At 74.0% G+C, this 20,158-nt stretch carries 20 protein-coding genes; 9 read left to right on the top strand and 11 right to left on the bottom strand.

The window, feature by feature from the left end; all coding sequences use genetic code 11:
* Nucleotides 1-76 precede the first annotated feature (76 nt).
* Nucleotides 77-814, bottom strand: a complete 738-nt coding sequence (locus BLV24_RS11690) for a response regulator (protein WP_092682091.1) — start codon at nucleotides 812-814, stop codon at nucleotides 77-79.
* An 11-nt stretch (nucleotides 815-825) separates the two neighbouring features.
* Nucleotides 826-1,404, bottom strand: coding sequence for a MarR family winged helix-turn-helix transcriptional regulator (locus BLV24_RS11685; RefSeq protein ID WP_092681857.1), 579 nt, complete (start codon nucleotides 1,402-1,404; stop codon nucleotides 826-828).
* 219 nt (nucleotides 1,405-1,623) lie between these two features.
* Here BLV24_RS11685 and BLV24_RS11680 point away from each other — a divergent pair, with 219 nt between their 5' ends.
* From BLV24_RS11680 to rlmH, 4 genes are all read left to right on the top strand, one after another.
* On the top strand, nucleotides 1,624-2,499 hold the full coding sequence (locus BLV24_RS11680; protein ID WP_092682089.1) for a branched-chain amino acid aminotransferase: 876 nt from the start codon (nucleotides 1,624-1,626) through the stop codon (nucleotides 2,497-2,499).
* A gap of 343 nt (nucleotides 2,500-2,842) precedes the next feature.
* Nucleotides 2,843-3,790, top strand: a complete 948-nt coding sequence (locus BLV24_RS11675) for a DUF3108 domain-containing protein (protein ID WP_176954715.1) — start codon at nucleotides 2,843-2,845, stop codon at nucleotides 3,788-3,790.
* A 341-nt stretch (nucleotides 3,791-4,131) separates the two neighbouring features.
* On the top strand, nucleotides 4,132-4,533 hold the full coding sequence (gene rsfS / locus BLV24_RS11670) for a ribosome silencing factor (RefSeq protein WP_092681853.1): 402 nt from the start codon (nucleotides 4,132-4,134) through the stop codon (nucleotides 4,531-4,533).
* 164 nt (nucleotides 4,534-4,697) lie between these two features.
* Nucleotides 4,698-5,168 (top strand): 23S rRNA (pseudouridine(1915)-N(3))-methyltransferase RlmH, encoded by a 471-nt coding sequence (gene rlmH, locus BLV24_RS11665; RefSeq protein ID WP_092681851.1) that lies wholly within the window; start codon nucleotides 4,698-4,700, stop codon nucleotides 5,166-5,168.
* On the opposite strand, the gene BLV24_RS11660 is transcribed toward rlmH, so the two are convergent.
* A complete protein-coding gene (locus tag BLV24_RS11660) occupies nucleotides 5,156-6,169 on the bottom strand; it encodes an NAD(P)-dependent alcohol dehydrogenase (RefSeq protein ID WP_092681849.1) in 1,014 nt (337 codons plus the stop codon). The two genes, rlmH and BLV24_RS11660, sit on opposite strands and share 13 nt — an antisense overlap.
* 150 nt (nucleotides 6,170-6,319) lie before the next feature.
* Here BLV24_RS11660 and BLV24_RS11655 point away from each other — a divergent pair, with 150 nt between their 5' ends.
* On the top strand, nucleotides 6,320-6,910 hold the full coding sequence (locus tag BLV24_RS11655) for a septation protein A (protein WP_092681847.1): 591 nt from the start codon (nucleotides 6,320-6,322) through the stop codon (nucleotides 6,908-6,910).
* Here BLV24_RS11655 and BLV24_RS11650 read toward each other — a convergent pair.
* From BLV24_RS11650 to ccmC, 3 genes are read right to left on the bottom strand one after another with little or no spacing between them, the layout of a single operon-like run.
* On the bottom strand, nucleotides 6,907-7,467 hold the full coding sequence (locus BLV24_RS11650; protein ID WP_092681845.1) for a DsbE family thiol:disulfide interchange protein: 561 nt from the start codon (nucleotides 7,465-7,467) through the stop codon (nucleotides 6,907-6,909). The genes BLV24_RS11655 and BLV24_RS11650 overlap by 4 nt on opposite strands.
* A complete protein-coding gene (ccmD, locus tag BLV24_RS11645) occupies nucleotides 7,464-7,658 on the bottom strand; it encodes a heme exporter protein CcmD (protein ID WP_092681843.1) in 195 nt (64 codons plus the stop codon). The genes BLV24_RS11650 and ccmD overlap by 4 nt, the downstream gene beginning before the upstream one ends.
* Nucleotides 7,658-8,404 carry a heme ABC transporter permease CcmC gene (gene ccmC, locus BLV24_RS11640; RefSeq protein ID WP_092681841.1) on the bottom strand — a complete coding sequence of 249 codons (747 nt, stop codon included), beginning with the start codon at nucleotides 8,402-8,404 and terminating at the stop codon, nucleotides 7,658-7,660. Before ccmC ends, ccmD begins: the two co-directional genes overlap by 1 nt.
* 311 nt (nucleotides 8,405-8,715) lie before the next feature.
* Between ccmC and BLV24_RS11635 the strand changes: the two genes are divergently transcribed.
* Nucleotides 8,716-9,636, top strand: a complete 921-nt coding sequence (locus tag BLV24_RS11635; RefSeq protein ID WP_092681839.1) for a DUF1194 domain-containing protein — start codon at nucleotides 8,716-8,718, stop codon at nucleotides 9,634-9,636.
* Between the two features lie 4 nt (nucleotides 9,637-9,640).
* Here BLV24_RS11635 and BLV24_RS22855 read toward each other — a convergent pair whose 3' ends face one another.
* Nucleotides 9,641-12,289: a glycosyltransferase family 2 protein gene (locus BLV24_RS22855; RefSeq protein ID WP_092681837.1), complete on the bottom strand. Its 2,649-nt coding sequence runs from the start codon at nucleotides 12,287-12,289 to the stop codon at nucleotides 9,641-9,643.
* A 163-nt stretch (nucleotides 12,290-12,452) separates the two neighbouring features.
* A complete protein-coding gene (locus BLV24_RS11625) occupies nucleotides 12,453-14,081 on the bottom strand; it encodes a gamma-glutamyltransferase (RefSeq protein ID WP_176954714.1) in 1,629 nt (542 codons plus the stop codon).
* A 268-nt stretch (nucleotides 14,082-14,349) separates the two neighbouring features.
* Here BLV24_RS11625 and BLV24_RS11620 point away from each other — a divergent pair, with 268 nt between their 5' ends.
* From BLV24_RS11620 to BLV24_RS11610, 3 genes are all read left to right on the top strand, one after another.
* A complete protein-coding gene (locus BLV24_RS11620) occupies nucleotides 14,350-14,739 on the top strand; it encodes a response regulator transcription factor (RefSeq protein WP_092681833.1) in 390 nt (129 codons plus the stop codon).
* Between the two features lie 96 nt (nucleotides 14,740-14,835).
* On the top strand, nucleotides 14,836-15,159 hold the full coding sequence (locus BLV24_RS11615) for a hypothetical protein (RefSeq protein ID WP_092681831.1): 324 nt from the start codon (nucleotides 14,836-14,838) through the stop codon (nucleotides 15,157-15,159).
* Complete coding sequence (locus BLV24_RS11610) at nucleotides 15,156-17,882, top strand: sensor histidine kinase (RefSeq protein ID WP_245710523.1); 2,727 nt, start codon at nucleotides 15,156-15,158, stop codon at nucleotides 17,880-17,882. The genes BLV24_RS11615 and BLV24_RS11610 overlap by 4 nt, the downstream gene beginning before the upstream one ends.
* Before the next feature lie 68 nt (nucleotides 17,883-17,950).
* On the opposite strand, the gene BLV24_RS11605 is transcribed toward BLV24_RS11610, so the two are convergent.
* The 3 genes from BLV24_RS11605 to trxA all read right to left on the bottom strand — a co-directional run bounded on the left by BLV24_RS11605 (nucleotide 17,951) and on the right by trxA (nucleotide 19,945).
* Nucleotides 17,951-18,106 (bottom strand): Trm112 family protein, encoded by a 156-nt coding sequence (locus BLV24_RS11605; RefSeq protein WP_092682085.1) that lies wholly within the window; start codon nucleotides 18,104-18,106, stop codon nucleotides 17,951-17,953.
* A 254-nt stretch (nucleotides 18,107-18,360) separates the two neighbouring features.
* Nucleotides 18,361-19,014: an LON peptidase substrate-binding domain-containing protein gene (locus BLV24_RS11600; RefSeq protein WP_092681829.1), complete on the bottom strand. Its 654-nt coding sequence runs from the start codon at nucleotides 19,012-19,014 to the stop codon at nucleotides 18,361-18,363.
* A 13-nt stretch (nucleotides 19,015-19,027) separates the two neighbouring features.
* Nucleotides 19,028-19,945 (bottom strand): thioredoxin, encoded by a 918-nt coding sequence (gene trxA, locus BLV24_RS11595; protein WP_092681827.1) that lies wholly within the window; start codon nucleotides 19,943-19,945, stop codon nucleotides 19,028-19,030.
* Nucleotides 19,946-20,158 lie beyond the last annotated feature (213 nt).

Below are 20,158 nucleotides of genomic sequence, written 5' to 3'. Positions count from 1 at the left end.
CGGGCGTCGGGGAGAGGAACCACCTTTCCCCGACGCAATCCCTTGATCCGACACGCGATACGATCGCCGGCCGACGTCAGTCCGGGGCCAGCATGTAGCCCGAGCCGCGCACCGTCTGGAGATAGCGCGGGGCGCGCGGGTCGGCCTCGATCTTGCGGCGCAGGCGCGTGACCTGGACGTCGACGGCGCGTTCCTGAGCGTCATCCATTTCGGCCAGCAGGGTCTGACGATCCACCGGCGCGTGAGGGGTGCGGGCGAAGATTCGCATCAGGGCGGCCTCGGTCGACGTCAGGCGGATCGGGACGTCGCCTCGCCACAATTCGCCCCGAGTCACGTCGTAACGCACCTCCCCCAGCGACAGGCTGCGCGGGCCTTCGGGGCGCGGCGCGGGGGGCTGGGTGCGGCGCAGGATGGCGCCGATGCGCAGAAGCAGCTCCCGCGGTTCGAACGGCTTGGCGAGATAGTCGTCCGCCCCGTGTTCGAGCCCGGCGATGCGGTCCTCGGCCTCCCCCCGCGCGGTGAGCAGCAGGATCGGCGAGGGAAGGGTCGGCCGCACGTCGCGGGTGAAGGACAGCCCGTCCTCCCCCGGCATCATCACGTCCACCACCAGCAGGTCGAATTCCAGTCCGGCCAGCAGCCGCCGGGCATGGGCGGCGTCGCGCGCCGCGGTGACGTAAAAGCCCGAGCGGGTGAGGTAGCGTTTCAGCAGCGTGCGGATGCGTTCGTCATCGTCGACCACGAGGATATGCGCGTCGGGGCCCGCATCCGTCGAAACGGCGGCGGGCGCCTCGGGCTCGGTGGCGTCGGCGGTCATGATCGGCCCGGTCACGACGGCCCCTGATCGTTGACCAGGGCCAGCACCGCTTCGCGCCCGCCTTCGTCGATCATGCCCGCCAGCACGGTCTTGAATCCCTGCACGGCATCGGCCCCGGCCTCCATGAACACTCTGCGCATGCGGGCATTCTGCGCGTCCGAGATGGTGCGGACAAGCGTCTCGCCCTCCGGCGTCAGGGTCAGCAGGCGCTGGCGGCGGTCGGCGGCGCCCACCGCGGACAGGATCAGCCCGTCCTCCACCAGTTGCCGCAGAACCCGGTTGAGCGACTGCTTGGTGACGGCCAGCGTCTCCAGCAGGTCGGTGACGGACATGCCGGGGCGGCGCCAGACGAAATGCAGGCAGCGGTGATGGGCGCGGCCGTAGCCGCGGGATTCCAGCACCTTGTCCGCGTCCGAGATCATGTCCCGATAGGCGAAGAACATCAGCTCCACCCCCTGGCGCAGCTGCGCGTCGGTGAGGAACAGGAGCTGGTCGCCGCGGGTCAGCCCGGCGCGGCGCGACGGGCGGACGCTTTCGGTCGAGGTCCGGGCGCCGGGGTCGGCGGGTTTGGCGCCGGGGGCGGGTCGCATTGTTGTGTCCGATCTGCTCATGGCGGAATTTTATGTCAGCCTTGTTGACTGGCCAAGCGTGGAATGATAGCCCTGCGGCCGCTTCGGACGAAATATTATTTCTCCGGGCGCCGCAACCGCGAAACAAACCGGATTAGGGCCGGTTATGTCGCGGGGCGGCAGGCTGCAACTGGAACCGCGCGGGACATGCGCGGCGACAAGAAGAAATGGATGACTCCGATGGCTGGGGCCTATGATGATCGCGACGGGCTGATCTGGATGGACGGCGCGCTGGTGCCGTGGCGCGACGCCAAGGTCCACGTACTCACCCACGCGCTCCACTACGCCTCGGCCGTGTTCGAGGGCGAGCGCGCCTATGGCGGGGTCATCTTCAAGGGTCACGAGCATTCCAAGCGTCTGCTGGCCTCGGCCGCGGCGCTGGACATCCCCTCGCGCTGGACGGCGGAGGAGATCGACGAGGCCAAGGACCTGGCGCTGAAGGCCAACGGGCTGACCGACGCCTATGTGCGCGCCCTGATGTGGCGCGGCTCGGGCGAGGACATGGGCGTCGCGGCGGCGCTGAACCCGGTGCACATGTCGATCGCGGTCTGGGAATGGGGCGCCTACTATGGCGACGCCAAGACCCAGGGCGCGAAGCTCGACATCTCCAGGTGGAAGCGCCCGTCGCCGGAGACGATCCCCTGCCACGCCAAGGCCTCGGGGCTCTACATGATCTGCACCCAGGCCAAGCACCAGGCGCAGGCCCGGGGCTGCTCGGACGCGCTGATGATGGACTATCGCGGCTATGTGGCCGAGGCGACCGGGGCGAACATCTTCTTCACCCGCGACGGCAAGGTGCATACGCCGACGCCGGACTGCTTCCTCAACGGCCTGACCCGGCAGACGGTGGTCGGGCTGCTGGAGAAGAACGGGGTCGAGGTGATCGAGCGTCACATCATGCCCGATGAGCTGGAGAGCTTCGAGCAGTGCTGGCTGACCGGCACGGCCGCCGAGGTGACCCCGGTGGGCCAGATCGGCGACTACAACTTCGAGGTCGGCGCCATGGCGGTCGACATCGCCACCCAGTACGAGAAGCTGGTGCGCGGCAACCGCTGAGGCGGGCGCGGCGACACGGAAACGAAAGGGCCGGGCGCGCCAACGCCCGGCCCTTTTCGCGTCTGGCGGGGCCTCCGGCGGGACTCGGCCGACGGGGCTGGGCCGACGGGGTTGGGCGGACGGGGCTGGGCGGACGGGGCGCGGGCCGGCCCGGCCGACCAACCGAACGACCGGCCATTGGGCGGGGCGCGCGGGCCTTCCGTCTTCAAACCCCGCGCACGATCCCGTGCGCCGCGGGAACGCCCCTTGCCTCGCGGCCCCGCCCCCGCGCTTTCTTGAGTCCGGCGGGCCTGAGTCCGGCGGGGCCCCGCGCCCGCCCTCCTTGCGCATGAGACCCGGAACGATGTCCCGACCGACGCCCTTGCCCCCTCGCCCGCTCCGCCTTGTCGCGACGCCGGCCCTGCGCGGGACGATCTGCGGGGTGCTGGCGGCGCTGTGGCTCGGCCCCCTGCCCGGACTGGCGCAGGACGCCCCGGCGGCCCCGCCCCCGCGCGACCAGCGCATGGTGTTTCACCTGGACTGGGGGCCCGCCCCGCTGGCGCGGATCGAAATGCGCATCCGGGAGGACGGCCCCCCCGACGCCCGCCGCCGGGTGGCGGAGGCGCAGGGCGAGCCGGTGGGGCTCGCCGGTCTGCTCTCGGATTTCCGCCTGACCCAGCGCGGCGAGATCCTGCCCGACGGCGAACGCCGCTTCGACGCGACCTCCAACATGGATGGCGAGGACGTCACCCGCTCGGTCCGCTGGGCCGGACCGGGCGCGGCGCCCGAGGTGCGGGACAGCGGCCCGCCACCCGAACGCCCGCTGACCCCGATCCCGGCGGGCGAGCTCGACGACGTGGTCAGCCCCTCCGGCGCGGCGCTGGCGCTGCTGGACCAGGTGGCGGCGGGCGAGGGCTGCGACGCCGAGTTCCGCATGTTCGACGGCGTGCGGCGCCTGAACATGACCGTGATCGACGAGGGCCCCGACCGGCTGGAGCGCGACCGCGACTGGACCTATGCCGGCCCCGCCCATCGCTGCCGCATCCGGTTCGAGCGCATCGGCGGCTTCCCGGCGGAGGAGGCGGACGACGCCCCCGGCCCCCTTTCCGGCCGCGGCGGCCTGCGCGACGGCGGGGCCCGCAATGGCGTGAGCGGGGGCGTCGCCAGCTCGATCTGGCCGCGCCGGGTGGCGGAGGAGGACTACGACCGCCTGCTCTGGCTCGCCCCCCTGCCCGCGGGCCTGTCGCCCGTTCGGCTGCGGGTGGAATGGCCGCTGGGCTACGTCACCGCCCGCATCGACCTGGAGGAATAGCGCGCGCCCGGAGGTCGGGACTCACCCCCTGCCCGCCGCCCCCGTCGCGCAGACGGCGCGGGGCGGGCGACCGGCGGCGCGGGGCCGCCGCGCCGGGTCGCATCCCCGACCCGGAGCAGACGAACCCCCTGCGCCGCCTGCGATTTCGCCTCCCCCACCGACCATGATGACGCAGGATGAGGCGCCCGATGCGCGTATATTGAGCGATTGCCTGCATTGCGGTATGCTGACCCCCCATCGGGACCCGGAAGCCGGGTCCTCACCCCAACCGCGTTGCGGAGGAAACCGATCTGACCGATCTCGCTGGCGCAGGGGCCGTTCCCCTGCCGGAGAACACGGAAATGGTAGGCGGCGAAGCGCTGCTGGCCATGATCCTGGGCTCGCTCGAGGACGACAAGGCCGAGGACGTCGTGCAGGCCGATCTGCGCGGAAAGTCCGAAATCGCCGATTACATGGTGATCGCCTCCGGCCGCTCGTCCCGACAGGTGGCTTCCATCTCGGAAAAGCTGGTCGAAAAGCTCAAGGCCGACGCGAATGTGCTCGCGCGCGCCGAGGGCAAGGAGACCGGCGACTGGGTGCTGATCGACGCGGGCGACGTGATCGTCCACGTGTTCCGCCCCGAGGTGCGTGAGTTCTACCAGCTCGAGAAGATGTGGCTGCCGGCGGAAGAGGCCTCGCGCCGCGCCGCCGCCCGGCCCGCCTCGACCCCGCCCCAGGCGCCGGACGCGCGCGCCTACGCCTGACCTCGCCGGCCGGACCGCCGCCGTGACCCCGCGGCGGTGACAGCCGGCCTGCGCGCGACGGGCGACCGACCGGCCGGATTTCGGCCGGCGGGGCGCTGTGCGGCGGCGCGACCGCCGCGCCGTTTCGTCTGTCCCTCTCCTCGTCGCCCGAACGGAGCCCGCCCGTGAAGCTGTCGCTGATCGCCGTCGGCCGCGCCCGCGGCGGGCCGGAGGCGGAGATGGTCTCCGACTACCTGACCCGTTTCGACCGGACCGCGAAGCCGCTGGGCCTCGGCCCCGCAAGGCTGGTGGAGGTGGAGGACAAGCGCGGCCGCGGCTCGGAGGCCGAGACCGGCCTGGTGCTGGGCGCGGTCCCCGACGGCGCCGCGCTGATCGCGCTGGACGAGCGCGGGCGGCAGATGTCCTCGCCCGATTTCGCCGCCCTGCTGGGGCGCTGGCGGGATGAGGGGCGGCGGGACTGCGCGCTGGCGATCGGGGGCGCGGACGGCCACCACAAGGACCTGCGCGCCCGCGCCGACCTGGTGCTGGGCTTCGGGCCGATGGTCTGGCCGCACATGCTGGTGCGGGTGATGGCGGCCGAGCAGATCTATCGCGCCGCCGCCATCCTGGCCGGGACGCCCTATCACCGGGCCTGAGCGGGGGCCTGATCGGGGGCCTGAGCGGGGGCCTCCGCCGCGGGGTGGCGCAGGATGACCTCGCCGCGCTTGCGGCCGGAGTCGACGCGGGCATGGGCCTGCGCCGCCTCGGCGAAGGGGAACACCGCGTCGATCACCGGGCGCAGGGCGCCGGAGGCGTGCAGCGCCGCGATCTCGGCCAGCAGTTCCGGCGTTTCCCGCGACTCGCCGATGACCGTCCGCGGCCCCAGCCCGACCGCGCCGCGCAGGGCCGCCCCGATCGCCGCCGCGCCGATCACCACGCTGACCTGCGCCCCTCCGGAGGCGAGACAGCGGCGCCCATCGGCCGGGCGCGCGCCCCCCACGGCGTCGAACAGAATGTCCCAGGTCCGGCCGGCGCGGGTGTAATCCTCGGCCTTGCGGTCGAAGACCCGGTCGGCGCCGAGCCCGCGGACATGCTCCGCCGCCTCCTGCGAGCAGACCGCGGAGACCTCCGCCCCCAGCGCCTTCGCCACCTGCACCGCGGCGCCGCCCACCGCCCCGGCGGCCCCGACGACGACCACGCGCGCCCCCGGCGCGATGCCGGCCGCGCGCAGGAAATGCAGCGCCGTGCAGGCGCCGAACGGAAGCGCGGCGGCCTGTTCGTGGCTGAGCCCCGCGGGCAGGGGGAGGAGCTGGGTTTCCGGGGCGGCCTTCAGCTCGGCATGCGCATCGAAAAGGTGGAAGCCGAACACGGCGTCGCCGGCGCCAAAGCGCGAGGCGCCCGGGCCCGTCGCCTCGACCACGCCGGAGAACGCCCCGCCCAGCACGCGGCGGCGCGGCGCGGTCCAGCCGATCATGGCGCGGGCGGGCAGCCAGAAGCTCGGCGGAACCCGGAAGGCCCGCAGCCGCGCGTCCCCCGTGGTCACGGCCGAGGCGTGGACGCGCACCAGCGCCTCGCCCGCGGCCGGGGTCGGGTCGGGCGCGTCTTCGACCGCCACGACCCAAGGAGGACCGTAGCGGCGGTAGGCCAGGGTTTTCACAGGGCGTCCCCTTCTGCTGCGACGGTCAGGAAACCATGGCCGAGCACCGCGCGCAAATGTCGGGCGCGCGGTCCGGGTCGCGTCGCCCGGACGCGGCCGGCGCGGCGCGCGCGCGCTCGACGCCGGGACGCGCGCGCGCTAGGCAAGGGCATGGACAGCTCGCCTCGCCCGATTTCGCCCTTCCTCAAGATCGCGCTCGAATTCGGGCCGCTGGTCCTGTTCTTCGTCGTCTATCAACGCACGGACATCTTCACCGCGACGGCGGTGTTCATTCCGGTGATCCTCGGCGCGCTGGCCGCGTCCTGGGCGCTGACGCGCGACCTGCCCCGGATGGCGGTGGTGACGGCGGTGGTGGTGGTGGTTTTCGGCGGGCTGACGCTGTGGCTGAAGGACGCCACCTTCATCAAGATGAAGCCGACCATCATCAATTGCCTGTTCGCTTTCGCCCTGGGCTTCGGCCTGTGGCGGGGGCGCAGCTATCTGCGCGACCTGATGGGCGCCGCGCTGCCGCTGACCGATCGCGGCTGGACCGTGCTGACCCAGCGCTGGGCGCTGTGGTTCCTGTTCGCCGCCGCGCTGAACGAGGCGATCTGGCGGACCCAGACCGAGGAGTTCTGGGTCACCTTCAAGACCTTCGGCAGCCCGGCGATGACCTTCCTGTTCATGATGGCGCAGATGCCGCTGCTCAAGCGTCACGCCCCGGTCGAGACGGCCGAAACCGGCGACAGGCCGGAGGGTTAACCCTCCGGCGGGGTCCAGCCGGCGGCGCGCAGGGCCGGCAGGATCCGGGTCTCCAGATCCGCGTTCTGGATCGGGCCCACATGCTTGTAGGCGATCTCCCCGTCATCCGTGATCACGAAGGTCTCGGGCACGCCGTAGACCCCCCACTCGATCCCCGCCCGGCCCTTGATGTCGGCGCCGACCTGGGCGAACGGGTCGCCGAGCTCGGCCAGGAAGCCGCGCGCGTTCTCCCGCTTGTCCTTGTAGTTGATCGAGTCGATGGGCACGCCCATCTCCGCCAGCTCCATCAACGCCGGGTGCTCGATCCGGCAGGGGCCGCACCAGCTCGCCCAGATGTTGACCAGCCGCACGCCCTGTCCCTTCAGCGAGGCGGTGGCGAAGTTCGGCGCGCCCTCTCGCAGGGAGGGCAGGTCGAATTCGGGAACCGGCCGGTCGATCAGGGCCGAGGGCAGCGCGTCCTGGTCGCGGCCCAGCATCTGATAGCTCAGTCCGGCCAGCGCCAGGAAGGCGACCAGCGGAAACAGGATCCAGACGGGGAACTTGCCCTTGGCGCTCATCGGGGGGGCTCCTCGGGATGGGAAACGGGGGCGACGGACCGGCGGCGGCCGTGGCGGGATTCCAGCCGCTCAAGCTCCGCCTTGGCGCGGGCGGCGGCGCGCAGGGACCACAGGATCACCGCGCCCAGCACGACGAGGGCGGCGGCGTAGGAGACCAGCACATAGGCCGCGTAGTCGCCGAGATCCGGCATCACGCGCCCTCCCCCGCCGCCAGGCGGAGAGCGCGGGCGCGGCGCAGGCGGATCTCGGTGCGCACGCGCAGCAGCAGCAGCGCGAGGAACAGCAGGAAGAAGCCGACGAGGCACAGGACCAGCGGGCGCCAGAACACGTCGTCCACGTTGGTCTCCCGGTCCAGCGACAGGGACGCGCCCTGGTGCAGGCCCTGGTTCCAGAACAGCACGGCGTAGCGGGAGACGATGGCGAAGACCGACCCCACGAGGCACAGCACCGAGGTCAGGTCGGCGGCGGCGTCCGGGTCCTCGATCGCGGCCCAGAGCGCGGTGTAGCCGACGTAGAAGAACATCAGGATCAGGAAGGAGGTCAGCCGCGGATCCCAGGCCCAGGCCGTGCCCCACATGGGCTGACCCCAGAGCGCGCCGGTGACCAGCGCGATCAGCGTCATGGCGGCGCCGACGGGGGCGGCCGCCTTGGCGGCGAGCGCCGAGACATGGTGGCGGCGGATCAGCCAGACCAGGCTGGCGAGGGCCATCATGACGTAGATGTTGATGGCCATCATCGCCGCGGGGACGTGGATGTAGATGATCTTGACGGTCGAGCCCTGGCGGAAGTCGTCCGGCGTGGCGAAGAACCCCCAGCCGAGCCCGGCGACGAGGGCCAGCGCCGCGAGGACGGAGACCCAAGGCAGCGCGACCCCGCTGATCCGCATGAAGCGGGCGGGGTTGGCGAATTCCCACAAGGAGCGGATCCGGCCTGCCATGCCCGGTGATTAGCCGGAGCGGGAAGTTCAGGCAATGCGGCGGGTCCGTCGCGCGGGTCACGAGGTCGAGGGGTGGCGGTTCGGTCCCGGCCTTTCCCCACGCGCCCCCGGCCGGCCGCGGGCGGAAGCGTCGGGAAGGGGGGCGAGAATCTTTCGCGGTCGCCGCGGGGCGGGAGGCCGGGGGCGTGGGCGGAAACCGGGGGCGGAAACGGGGCCGGGCCGCTTCGGCTCGCGGGCTCGTGACGGGGCGCGCGCGGCGGGCCGGCATCAACGGCGTTGCCGGAATCTCCGAGGCGCGCCTATCGTGACGGATGCGACGCCGACTCGCCTGTCTCCGCCGGGCTCTCGCCCTGCTGTTCGCCGCCGGCCTGCCCGCGGCCCTGGCGCCCTGCGGCCCGACCGCCGCCGCGCCGCTCCATACCGCCGCGGCCGACGCCGGGACGCTGGAGGTCGACATGGAGCTGATCCTGGCCGTCGACATCTCCCGCTCCATGGACATCGAGGAGCTGCGCCTGCAGCGCGACGGCTATGTCCGCGCCCTGCGCGACCCGGACGTCATCGCGGCGGCCCGCGGCGGGCTCCTGGGGCGCATCGCGGTGCTGTATTTCGAATGGGCGGGGCCGAATTCGCGCAACGTCATCGGCGGCTGGACCCTGATCGAGGACGCGTCGGGCGCCGAGACGCTGGCCGCCGCGCTCGAAGCCGGGCCGATCCGCGCCGCGGTGGGCACCTCGATCTCCGGCGCGCTGGACTGGGCGGCGGGGGAGTTCGACCGCAACGCCTATGCGGGCCTGCGCCGGGTCATCGACATCTCCGGCGACGGCCCCAACAATTCGGGCGCGGGGGTGGAGGCGGCCCGCGACGCCGCCGTCGCCCGCGGGGTGACCATCAACGGGCTGCCGGTGATGCTGAAGGCGCGGGACGGGCCGTTCAGCCTGCGTGAGCTGGACGTCTATTACGAGGATTGCGTGATCGGCGGCCCGCTGGCCTTCGTGCTGCCGCTGCACGAGGCCTCGAAATTCGCCGAGACCATCCGGCGCAAGCTGATCCTCGAAATCGCGGGGCTTCCCCCCGCGCCGGGCGAGCGCGCCGGGGCGCCGGCCGCGGAGCCGCCGCGGGCGATCCCGGCGCAGGCCGGGCTGGGCGGGATGACACGCGCCCCGCGCATCGACTGCATGATCGGCGAGACCCGCCGCCGCCGCTGGATGGAGAACGGCGGCTGGGAATGGTGAGCGGCTAGCGCCCTGCGGCCTCCGCGACCCGGCGCGGCCGGCGCGCCCCCCACGACCGGCGCGACCGGCGCGGCGGAGACGACGAGGGCGTCACCGGCAGGCCGGCGCCATGCTCGGTCTTGTCCCACCACATCGGGGCGGCGACCGCCTCGATCAGGCTCTTGATCGCCGAGAGCGTCGCCAGCGGCCAGTAGAAGGGCAGGGTCAGGGTCCACCAGGCCAGGTCCAGCCGCCCGGCCCGGCGCAGCCCCTCCAGCGCGCCGGCGAGCATCGCCAGCTGGCCCAGATGCAGCGCCGCCAGCAGCGCGACGATCAATCCCGGCGGCAGGCCGGTCGCCTGGAATCCCTCGGCGTAGAACCCCCAGAAGAACCAGGCCGACCACAGCAGCGGCTGGCCCAGGAAGGCCGAGGCCGCGCCCACGAAATGCGCCTGGAACCCGAGGAAGCCGACCGCCCCCAGTTCCCGCCACAGCCGCACGGGCCGGCGCATATGGGTCATCCAGGTGTGCAGGTAGCCCTTCTGCCAGCGCGACCGCTGGCGGATCCAGGCCAGCGGGCGGGAGACGGCCTCTTCCTGCGTGTCGGAGTCCACCAGCCCGGTCTCGTATCCCGCCCGCGCGAGACGGAGGCCGAGATCCGCGTCCTCGGTCACGTTCCAGGCGTCCCAGGCGCCCAGCCGCTCCAGCGCCCGGCGGCGAAAGAACAGCGAGGTGCCGCCGAGCGGGATCGGAAAGCCCATCCGGCGCATGGCGGGCAGGACCAGGTGGAACCACTGGATGTACTCGATCGCGAAGCAGCGGGGCAGCCAGCCGTCGGCGGTGTTGTGGAAGGCGAGCCGGGCCTGGAGGCAGGCGAGCCGCGGCGGGGCCTTGGCGAAGATCGCGGCGGCGCGGCGGATCTGGCCGGGGTCGGGGCGGTCCTCGGCGTCGTAGATCCCCACGATCTCCCCGCGCGCGAGGTCGAGCGCGTGGTTCATCGCCCGCGGTTTGGTGCGCGGCCCGCCGGGCGGGGCGGGGATGATGCGCAGCCAGGGCGGCGGGTCGGCGGCGCGGATGGCGGCGGCGGTGGCGTGGTCGTCATGCTCGATGGCGATCAGGGCCTCCAGCCGCTCGGGCGGGTAGTCGATGGCGCGCAGGGCGGCGATGAGGCCCGGGGCGGCGGCGGGTTCGCGATGCAGCGGGGCCATGATCGTGACCATGGGCAGGATCGCGGCGGGCGGCGCCGGGGGGCTGGGCGGCGCGGGATGCGGGAAGAGCGCGGGCCCGAAGGGGCGGCGAAAGGGGGAGGCGGAGCCGGGGACGGGAGCGGGGGCGGGGGCGGGGGTGGGGACCGGCTCGGCCCGCCGCATCGGCGCCGGGCCGGAAAGCGGCTGCGCGCCGGCGCCGCCTTGGCCGGGCGGGCGGACGCTCGCGGCCCGCAGCGCGCCGCCCCCCAGCCGCCGCCGCAGGGCGTCGAGCTGCGCGGCGCTGCGCGGTGAAGGCGCGGGCGCGGGCCTGTCGAAATGCGGGGCCGGCGCCTCGGCGAAGCCCGGGGGCGCCGGGGCGGCGGCAGGGCGGGGCGGCTGGGCGACCGAGCCTCCGGGGGCACGGAAACGGCCTTTCCAGGGGTCGGGAGTTTGCGGCGCTTCGGGCGGGAGGGGCGAAGCGCGGCGCGTGGGCGCGGGGGAGGCGTCGGCTTGGCGGAACCGGCCTTTCCAGGGATCGGGCGGATCGCCGGCCTGCGGCCCGCGCTCCGCGTCGGATCGGGGCGGAGCGGGCGCGGCGGCCTTCGGGCGCGCGGGGCGATGCGGGGTCTCGCGCGCGGGCGCGTCGCGCCGGGTCGCGGCCGTCTCCGAGGCGGCGGCCAGCCATGTCGCCGGAGCCATCCGGCCGCGTTCCGGCGGGGTCGGCTTGCGCAGGCACAGCGCCGCCACCCGCAGCCCCACATTCACCGCGTTCAGCGCCAGCGCGGCCAGGAACAGCGTGTCGAGCACCGGCGCCGGCCACAGCGCCGCGGCGCCGCCCATACCGGCGAAGGTCAGCGCGAAGCCCACCCGGGTGGCGCGGTCGCCGAGGCGCCGGGCGCTCAGCGCCTCGGGCGTGCGGCGGGCGGCGCGGGCGGCGCGGCGGTCGGGGGGAAGCGCGAGCCACGCGGTCTCCCAGGCCTCGGGCGAGCAGATCGCCAGCGCCGGGACCGCGCCCGGAGGCAGGCCCAGCGCCGCGGCGACGGCCGAGAGATCGCCGTCCGGCGCGGCGCGGTCGGGTTCGGGGGTGACCAGCAGCACCCGGCCGGGCGCCTCGGGCGGGTCGGCGCGCCAGGGCATGGCGCGCCAGCCGGCCATGGCGTCGAGCCGCGCGGCGGCGATCAGGGCGGGGTCGGGCGGATCGGCGCCGGGATCGATCACCGGCAGACCGCGTTGATCGGCGAGCGCGCGCGCCAGGGCCGCCGTCGGCGCCAGGCCGCGGGCGCGCAGCGCGTCCCCGAGCCGGGCGCCCGAGACCCGCTGCGCGGCCAGCGCCGCGGCCAGCGCCGCCGGCGCCACCTGGCCGCGGTCGAGCAACAGCCGCCCGAGCCGCGGCTGGCCCGGCCCCTCGCCCGCCAGCCCGACGGCGCCCGCGCGCGCCCCCGTTCGGCGTGAGGCGGGGTGGGGCGGGTCCGCGAAAGCATCGCTCATATCGGCCTGTCCCCGTGGCGGCCCCGCAATGGGCATCGCGACGGCGATCGTCGCGATTTGACGAGAAGCCTCGTCAATCGGGGTTAAGCGCGGGTTAACCGCTTGGGGCGAGCGGTAACCTTGTGCGCCCCCGCCCGCACCCGCCCGCCTCCGGTCCCGCCGGTCAGCCGACCTGCGAGGCCCCCTCGCGGCGCGGATCCACCGCGGCCTCCACCGCGCCCGACGCCGCCCGGCGCACGCCCAGCATCGCCCCGAAGGCGGGGTTCTCGGCGGGCGCGGGCTCGGCCTCCGGCAAGGCGGAGAGCAGGGCGTCGCGGGACGGATCGCCAAAGGCGTCCTCGAAACGCGCCCGCGTCGGGGGGCGGCTGCGGGCGGCGTCGGGATCGTGGACGGCGGCGGCCTGCACACGGGGTCCGGCGAGCGCCAGGTCCAGCGCCTCGCCCCGATCCAGCAGCCCGGAGAGCGCGGCGAGCAGGGCGGCGCGCGGCTCGGCCCCCGCGGCGGGATCGCTCCCCCCCGCCGCGGCCAGCGCCGCGACCGTGCCGTCATGCCATTCCACGATCACCGGCAGCAGCGCGCCGTCGAGGCGGCGGCCGGGGGTCCAGATCTCGGGGAACTCGGTCTCGCGGGCCTCGGGCGCGTCGGGGGGGACGGGGATCTCGCCCAGCAGGTTGTTGGGCATCACGCCCAGCCCCGGCACGATCAGCCCGCAGCCGGGCCCGTTGGCGAGCATCAGGACGGCGGCCATGCCCGAGGCGTCCACCGCGCAGATGGCGGCGGCGTCGGTCGGCGCGCGTTCGCGGGACGAGAGCGCGGCCCAGGCGGCGACGGCTTCGTCCGAGACGGGGGGCAGCGGATCGGGGCGGGGATCGGGGCGGGACAACGCCCGCGCCAGCGCGTCCAGCCGCGGGCCGGAGACGGCGGCCAGCGCCCGGCCCAGCGCCACGGGATCCGCCGGGCGGGGACGGGCGCCCGGCGCGGGCGGGGCCAGCAGGTCCAGCGCCCAGCCGGCCGCCATCCCCTGGGCCGAGGGCGCCCCCGGCAGGGTCAGCCGCATCGCGCCGCGCCGGGTCCGGGTCGGGTCCCGCCAGCGGGGCGCGCATCCGGCGATGTCCTCGCGGGTCAGGTGGCCGCCGGCGGAGGCGAGCTCGGCCAGCATGGCGGCGGGCTCGCCCTCGGCCATGAAGCGGGCGCCCTCGGCGGCGAAGACCTCCAGCAGGTCGGCGAGCGCCGGGTTGCGCAGCGGCTCTCCGGGGCGGAGGGCGCGGTCGGGGTCCGGGCGGTAGAGCGCGCGGGCCGCGGGGTCGGCCGCGAAGACCTGCGCATGACGCGCCAGCAGCCCGGCCTGGAAGGCGGAGAGCGGCGCGGCGCGGGCGGCCTCGATGGCGGGGGCGGCGAGCTCGGCGAAGGGCAGGCGGCCGAGGCGGGCATGGGCCTCCGCCAGGCCCGGCGCGACGCAGGGCGCGGCGATGGTCGCGGCCCCCAGGCGCAGGGCGCGGGCGGGATGCGCCGCGTCCGGGGCGGCGGTCGCGGCGCGGAAGGACGGCGCCCGGTCCGCACGCCGCCGCGCGGGCGCCTGGGCGGAGAAGTCCAGCAGCCGGGCGCGGCCCGACGGCTCCCGCACCAGCAGAACGCCGCCGCCGAAGAGCCCGGCCAGCCCCGGCTCCGCCGCGCAGGCGGCGAGGGCGCCGGCGACGCAGGCGTCGACCGCCGTGCCCCCGGAGGCGAGCGCGCGGGCGGCGGCCTCGGCGACGAGCTTGTGTCCGGCGGCGACGGCGTGGCGCGGTTGCATGGCGGCTCCGGGAAAGGGGGCGGGACGCATGGCATGGACCCGCGGCGGGGCGCTGGCAAGGGGGCGCGGCGGCGGGACGGAGACGCTGCGTAAGGGAGCGGGAATCGAACGGTTTGCTCCGCTCCGGAAACGCAATACAGTTCCCGCGAGACGTCCGCGCGGGGTCAGCCCCGCCGCGGACGATGCGGGGGAGCGACGCCGGCCAACAGGCGGCCCCCCGGGGAGGATTCGCAGCCGGCGAAGACCCGGCAGGGGGAGAGGACCGATCATGGCCGCCAAGCGCGTGCTGATCGCGGAGGACGAACCGCATATCGTGGAATCGCTGCGCTTCATCCTGGCGCGCGAGGGGCTGAGCATCTCCGCCGCCGGCGACGGGGAGACGGCCTGCCGCGAGGCGTCGGAGACCCGCCCCGACCTGGTGATCCTGGACGTGATGCTGCCCCGGCTGAACGGGTTCGAGGTGCTGCGCCGCCTGCGCGCCGATCCGGGCCTGACCGGGCTGCCGGTGATCATGCTGACCGCCAAGGGCCAGGCCCAGGACCGGCGCACCGCCGAGGAGATCGGCGCCGACGCCTTCATCACCAAGCCCTTTTCCAATCGCGACGTGGTCGCCCAGGTGCTGCGGCTGGTGGGCGCCGGCCCGGCCGAGCCGCGGTGAGCGGGACCGGCCGCGCGCCGGGTCCCGACCGCCGGGGCGCCGATGCGCCGCCCGGCCGACGAGGCGACGCCGCGGCGCGCCGCAGAGGAGGCGGGGATGGATAGGCGCGAGCCGTCGGACGCGTCCGATCCCGTGAACCCGCCCTCCGCGCCCCGCGCCGCCCGCCCCCCGACGCGGGAGGACGAGGGGGCCGGGCGTCCCCGCTTTCTGCGCCGGCGCCGGGCCGAAACGCTGTCCGGCCTGCTGCCGATCGCCGCCTTCTTCGCGCTGATGCCGCCCTTCGTGCGGATCTTCGCCCATGACGGGCGCATCTTCGGGGCGCCGGCGATCCTGGTGTTCCTGCTCACGCTCTGGCTGGGGCTGATCCTCGTGGTCCGCGCCCTGTCGCGCCGGCTGCTCAACTCCGACCACGACCTGTGAGGACGCTGAGCGTCGATCTGCTGCTGGGCGTCTGCCTGCTTTACGTGGCGGTGCTGTTCGGCGTGGCCTTCTGGGCCGACCGACGGATGCGGCGGCCGGGCGGCGACTGGCTGACCAGCCCCTGGGTCTACACCCTGTCGATCTCGGTCTACTGCACCTCCTGGACCTTTTACGGCGCCGTGGGGCAGGCGGCGCGCGGCGGGCTCGATTACGTCGCGATCTATACCGGGCCGGTGCTGGTCTTCGCCGGCTGGTGGTTCCTGCTGCGCAAGCTGGTGCGCATCGGGCGGTCGCAGCGCATCACCTCCATCGCCGACCTGTTGTCCTCGCGCTATGGCAAGAGCCCGGCGCTGGCGGTGATGGTCACGCTGCTCGCGGTGGTCGGGTGCACGCCCTATATCGCGCTGCAGCTCAAGGCCGTGGTCGACAGCTTCACCCTGGTGGCCGGGCCGGACTTCGCCGAGAGCACCGGCGCCGCGGCCTTCTGGGTGGCGGCGGGGATGGCGCTGTTCACCATCCTGTTCGGCACGCGGTCGGTGGACGTCAACGAGCGCCATTTCGGCGTGGTCGCGGCCATCGCGCTGGAGGCGCTGGTCAAGCTCGCCGCCCTGACCGCTGTGGGGGGGTTCGCGGTGTTCTCGCTTTATGGCGGGGTGTCGGAGACGCTGGTCGACCTGACCCCGGAGATGCTGCAACTGGGCGAGGAGAGCTTCGGCGCCCGCTGGGCCGTGATCACCCTGCTGTCCGCCGCCGCCATCATCTGCCTGCCGCGCCAGTTCCAGGTGACGGTGGTGGAGAATGACGACGAGCGCCACCTCGCCACCGCCGGCTGGCTGTTCCCGCTTTACCTGCTGGCGATGACGCTGTCGGTGCTGCCCATCGCGGCGGCGGGGCTGCGGATGCTGCCCGAGGGCGCCAATCCCGACATGTACGTGCTGTCGCTGCCGCTGGCGCAGGGGCAGACGGCGCTGGCGATCTTCGTGTTCATCGGCGGGTTCTCGTCGGCCACCTCCATGGTCATCGTCGCGGCCATCGCGCTGTCCACGATGATCTCCAACCATATCGTGACGCCGCTGGTGCTGCGGGCGCGGTCGGAGACCGAGGCGTTCTCCGGCGACGTGCGGCGCATCCTGCTGCTGGGGCGGCGGGGCTCGATCCTCGGCGTGCTGTTCCTGGGGTTCCTCTATCACCAGGCTTCGGAGGGGGCGGCGGCGCTGGCCTCGATCGGCCTGATCGCCTTCGCCGGCGTGGCGCAGTTCCTGCCGGCGCTGCTGGCGGGGCTGTATTCGCGGCAGGCCACGCGGGTCGGGGCGTTGGCGGGACTGGGCGGGGGCGCGGCGGTCTGGGCCTGGACCCTGCTGCTGCCCGCCACCGGGCTGCTGCCGGCCGGGGTGCTGGCGGACGGGCCGCTGGGCCTCGCCGCCCTGCGCCCCCATGCGCTGCTGGGGCTGGAGGGGATGGACCCGCTGGTTCACGCCGTCTTCTGGTCGATGACCGTCAATGTCGCGCTGCTGGTGGCCGGGTCATTGGCGCGCGAGCCCTCGCCGCTGGAATGGCTGCAATCGGCGATCTTCGTGGACGTGTTCCGCACCGGCGAGGCCCAGATCGCCGGCATCGTGCGACGGGAAGCCGCCTCCGAAGACCTGTTCGTGCTCGCCCAGCGCATTCTCGGCGGAGGCGCCGCCCAGCGCCTGTTCCGCGAGGCGGCGCTGGAGCAGGGGCGGGAGGGAATGCCCGCCGCCACCGACCGCTTCGTGCAGACGCTGGAGCGCAAGCTGGCGGGCTCGGTCGGGGCGGCCTCGGCCCATGCGATGGTCACCAAGGCGGCGGGGGGGGAGACGATCTCCCTCACCGAGCTGATGCGCATCGCCGACGAGACCGTGCAGCTGATGGAGTATTCCCACGAGGTCGAGCGCAAGAGCCGCGAGCTGGAACTCGCCGCCCGCCAGCTGCGCGAGGCCAATGCGCGGCTGCGGGAACTGGACGCGCAGAAGGACGATTTCCTGAGCCAGGTGAGCCATGAGCTGCGCACCCCGATGACCTCGGTGCGGGCGTTCTCCGAGATCCTGCTGGAGGGCGGCGAGACCGAGAGCGCGGATGCGAAGCGCTTCATCGGGATCATCCATGGCGAGAGCCTGCGGCTGACCCGGCTGCTGGACCAGATCCTCGACCTCAACGTGCTGGAGCGGGGCGAGACCCCCTTGCCCGTGGTCCCCACCGACGCCGCCGAGGTGATGGCGAAGGCGGTGGAGACGGTGCGCGGGTTGGCCCGCGCGGCGGGCGCGGAGATCGAATTGCGGGCCGGCGAGGGCGACGGCGCCGGCGGGGCGCGGGTGATGGCGGACCCGGACCGGCTGACCCAGGTTCTGATCAACCTGCTGTCCAACGCGCTGAAATACAACGACTCCGACGCGCCCCGGGTGTGGGCGGAGATGTCGGTCTCCGGCGGCGTGGCGCGGCTGTCGGTCAGCGACAACGGCCCCGGCGTGGCGGACGCGGACCGGGAGCGGGTGTTCCTCAAGTTCTCCCGCGGGTGGGACCGCAAGGATCGGGGCGGCGCCGGGCTGGGTCTGGCGATCAGCCGGGAGATCATGCGGCGCTTCGGCGGCGACCTGACGCTCGCCCCCGCGCGCCCGGGCGAGGGCGCGCGGTTCGAGGCGCGGCTGCCGGTGATCGGGGCGACGAGGACGGGCGCCGGAGCGGACAGGACCGCTGAACGCTGACCGCGGGGCGGGACGAGAACGAAAACGAGACGAGGACGGCGCGCCGGGATCCTGGCGGCGGGCGCCCCTCAGTCGTCCAGCGCGCGGGCTTCGCCCACCAGCAGCACCGGGATGCCGTCGCGGATCGGGAAGGCGAGCCGGGCCTTGCGGGAGATCAGCTCCTGCGCCGCCCGGTCATAGTCCAGCCGCGACTGGGTGGCCGGACAGACCAGCGTTTCCAGCATCCTGCGATCGGCGGTCAGCCGCTGGAGACGCGTCTCCGGGTCCTGCTCGGGGTGGCGGGCCACATGCGGCGGCAGGGCGTGAGGGGGGAGGTCGGCGGCGGGATGATCCTCCGCCGCCTTCGGCGGGGCCGGCGTCGGGGTCGGGGGGGAGTTCGGGGTCGGGGGGGAGGTCGGGCCTTCGTCCGGCCCCGATCCCTGGGGGCCGGAACCGCCCGCCGCGTCGTCCCCGCGCCCCGGCGCGTCGCCGGCGGCGGTCACTGCACCGCCCCGTCGTCGCCGCCCGAGGCGATGGCGAACTGCATCAGCGCGGCCAGCGTCTCCCGCCTTGTGGACAGGGTCGGAGCCTCCAGCAGGGCCTGCTTCTCCTCGACCTCGAAGGGGCAGAGCATGGAGAGCGAGTTGATCAGCATCTCCTCATCCGCCTCGCGCAGCGTGTCCCAGTCCGACGAAAGCTGGGCCACCGAGAAGAACCGCCCCAGCGTGTCGAGGAAATCGTCCCGGTCGAAATCCGGGTCCTCTTCCTCCGACCCCAGGTCGCGGCGGAACGTGTCCCAGGTCGGGCGGATGCGGCGATAGGGCTGGAAGCCCTCCACCTCCTCCGCCACCCGGAAGCGGGAGATGCCGGCCAGCGTGACCAGGTAGCGGCCGTCATCCGCCTCGGTCAGCGAGATCAGCCGCCCGGCGCAGCCGATGGAGCGCAGGCGCGGGTCATTGCCGTCCGGGGCCTCGAACGGCTGGATCATGCCGATCAGGCGGTGGTCGGTCTTCAGCGCATCGTCGATCATCGCCAGGTAGCGGGGCTCGAAGATGTTCAGCGGCAGCCGGCCGCGCGGCAGCAGCAGCGCGCCCGGCAGGGGGAAGACCGGGATGGTGTCGGGCAGATCGCCCAGCGAGAAGCGGCGGGGCATGGGCCCGGGCCGCTCAGGCGAAGACCATGGAGGCCAGCCGGCGCCGTCCCTTGCCGACCAGCGGATCCTTGGGCCCGAGGCTGTCGAACAGCGTGGTCAGCTGGGTCTTGGCGGCGCCCTCGTTCCACTCGCGGTCGCGGCGGAACAGCTCCAGCAGCTCGTTGATCGCGGCCTCGTTGTCCTGCTCGGCGATCAGGGCCTGGGCGAGTTCCAGCCGGGCCTGGTGATCGTCCGGGTCGGCCTCGACCTTCGCGCGCAGGGCGGCGGATTCGCCGGAGGCGCCGGCCGACTGCTCGGCCAGTTCAAGCTGGGCGCGGGCATGGGCGATGGCCGGGTCGTTGACCTTGAGCGCGTGCACGCGGGCGAGCACGGCATGGGCCTCCTCGAAGCGGCCGAGGGTGACGAAGGTGCGCGCCAGACCGCCGATGGCCTCGAGGTTCTCCGGGTCCTCCTCGAGGATCGCGGCGAAGACCTGCACGGCGTCCTCGGCCTGGCCCTGCTCCAGCATCTCCTCGGCGGCGGCGATGGCGTCGGCGAGGGTCTCTCCTCCGCCCATGCCGACCAGCTTGTCGACGAAGGCCTTCAGTTCGGAGGGCGACACGGCGCCCATGAACCCGTCCACCGGCTGCCCGTCGAAGAAGGCGTAGACGGTGGGGATCGACTGCACCCGCAGCTGGCCGGCGATCATCTGGTTCTGGTCGACGTCGACCTTGGCCAGCTTGACCTTGCCGCCGGCGGCCTTGACCGCGGCTTCGAGCGCCGGGGTCAGCTGCTTGCAGGGCCCGCACCACGGGGCCCAGAAATCGACGATGACGGGCGTGGTCTTCGAGGCTTCGACCACGTCGGCCATGAAGGTGGCCTCGGTCACGTCCTTGATGATGTCGGCGTCGGCGGGCGTTCCGGCGCCGGCGCCCTGACCCAGTTCCAGCATCGCTTCGGTCCCTTCGCGCGTGGACGCGCCGCCCCAGCCTCTGCCGGGGACGCCGCCGTCCGAAAAATCAGTCGCCCTCTAAGTAGAGGTCGAGGGGCTGTCCGGCAACCGTCGCCGGGGTAATCGGCGCGGCTTCGGGCCGTGTTCGGAGGCGCGGAAACGGGCCGGGGCTTCACGACGCGACCGCGGCCTGGTCGGGGATCGGCGGACGCG

The sequence above is a fragment of the Albimonas donghaensis genome, from assembly GCF_900106695.1.
GTDB lineage: Bacteria > Pseudomonadota > Alphaproteobacteria > Rhodobacterales > Rhodobacteraceae > Albimonas > Albimonas donghaensis.
Note: the sequence above shows the minus strand (reverse complement) of the source record. Positions and strands in the feature narration are given on the sequence as shown.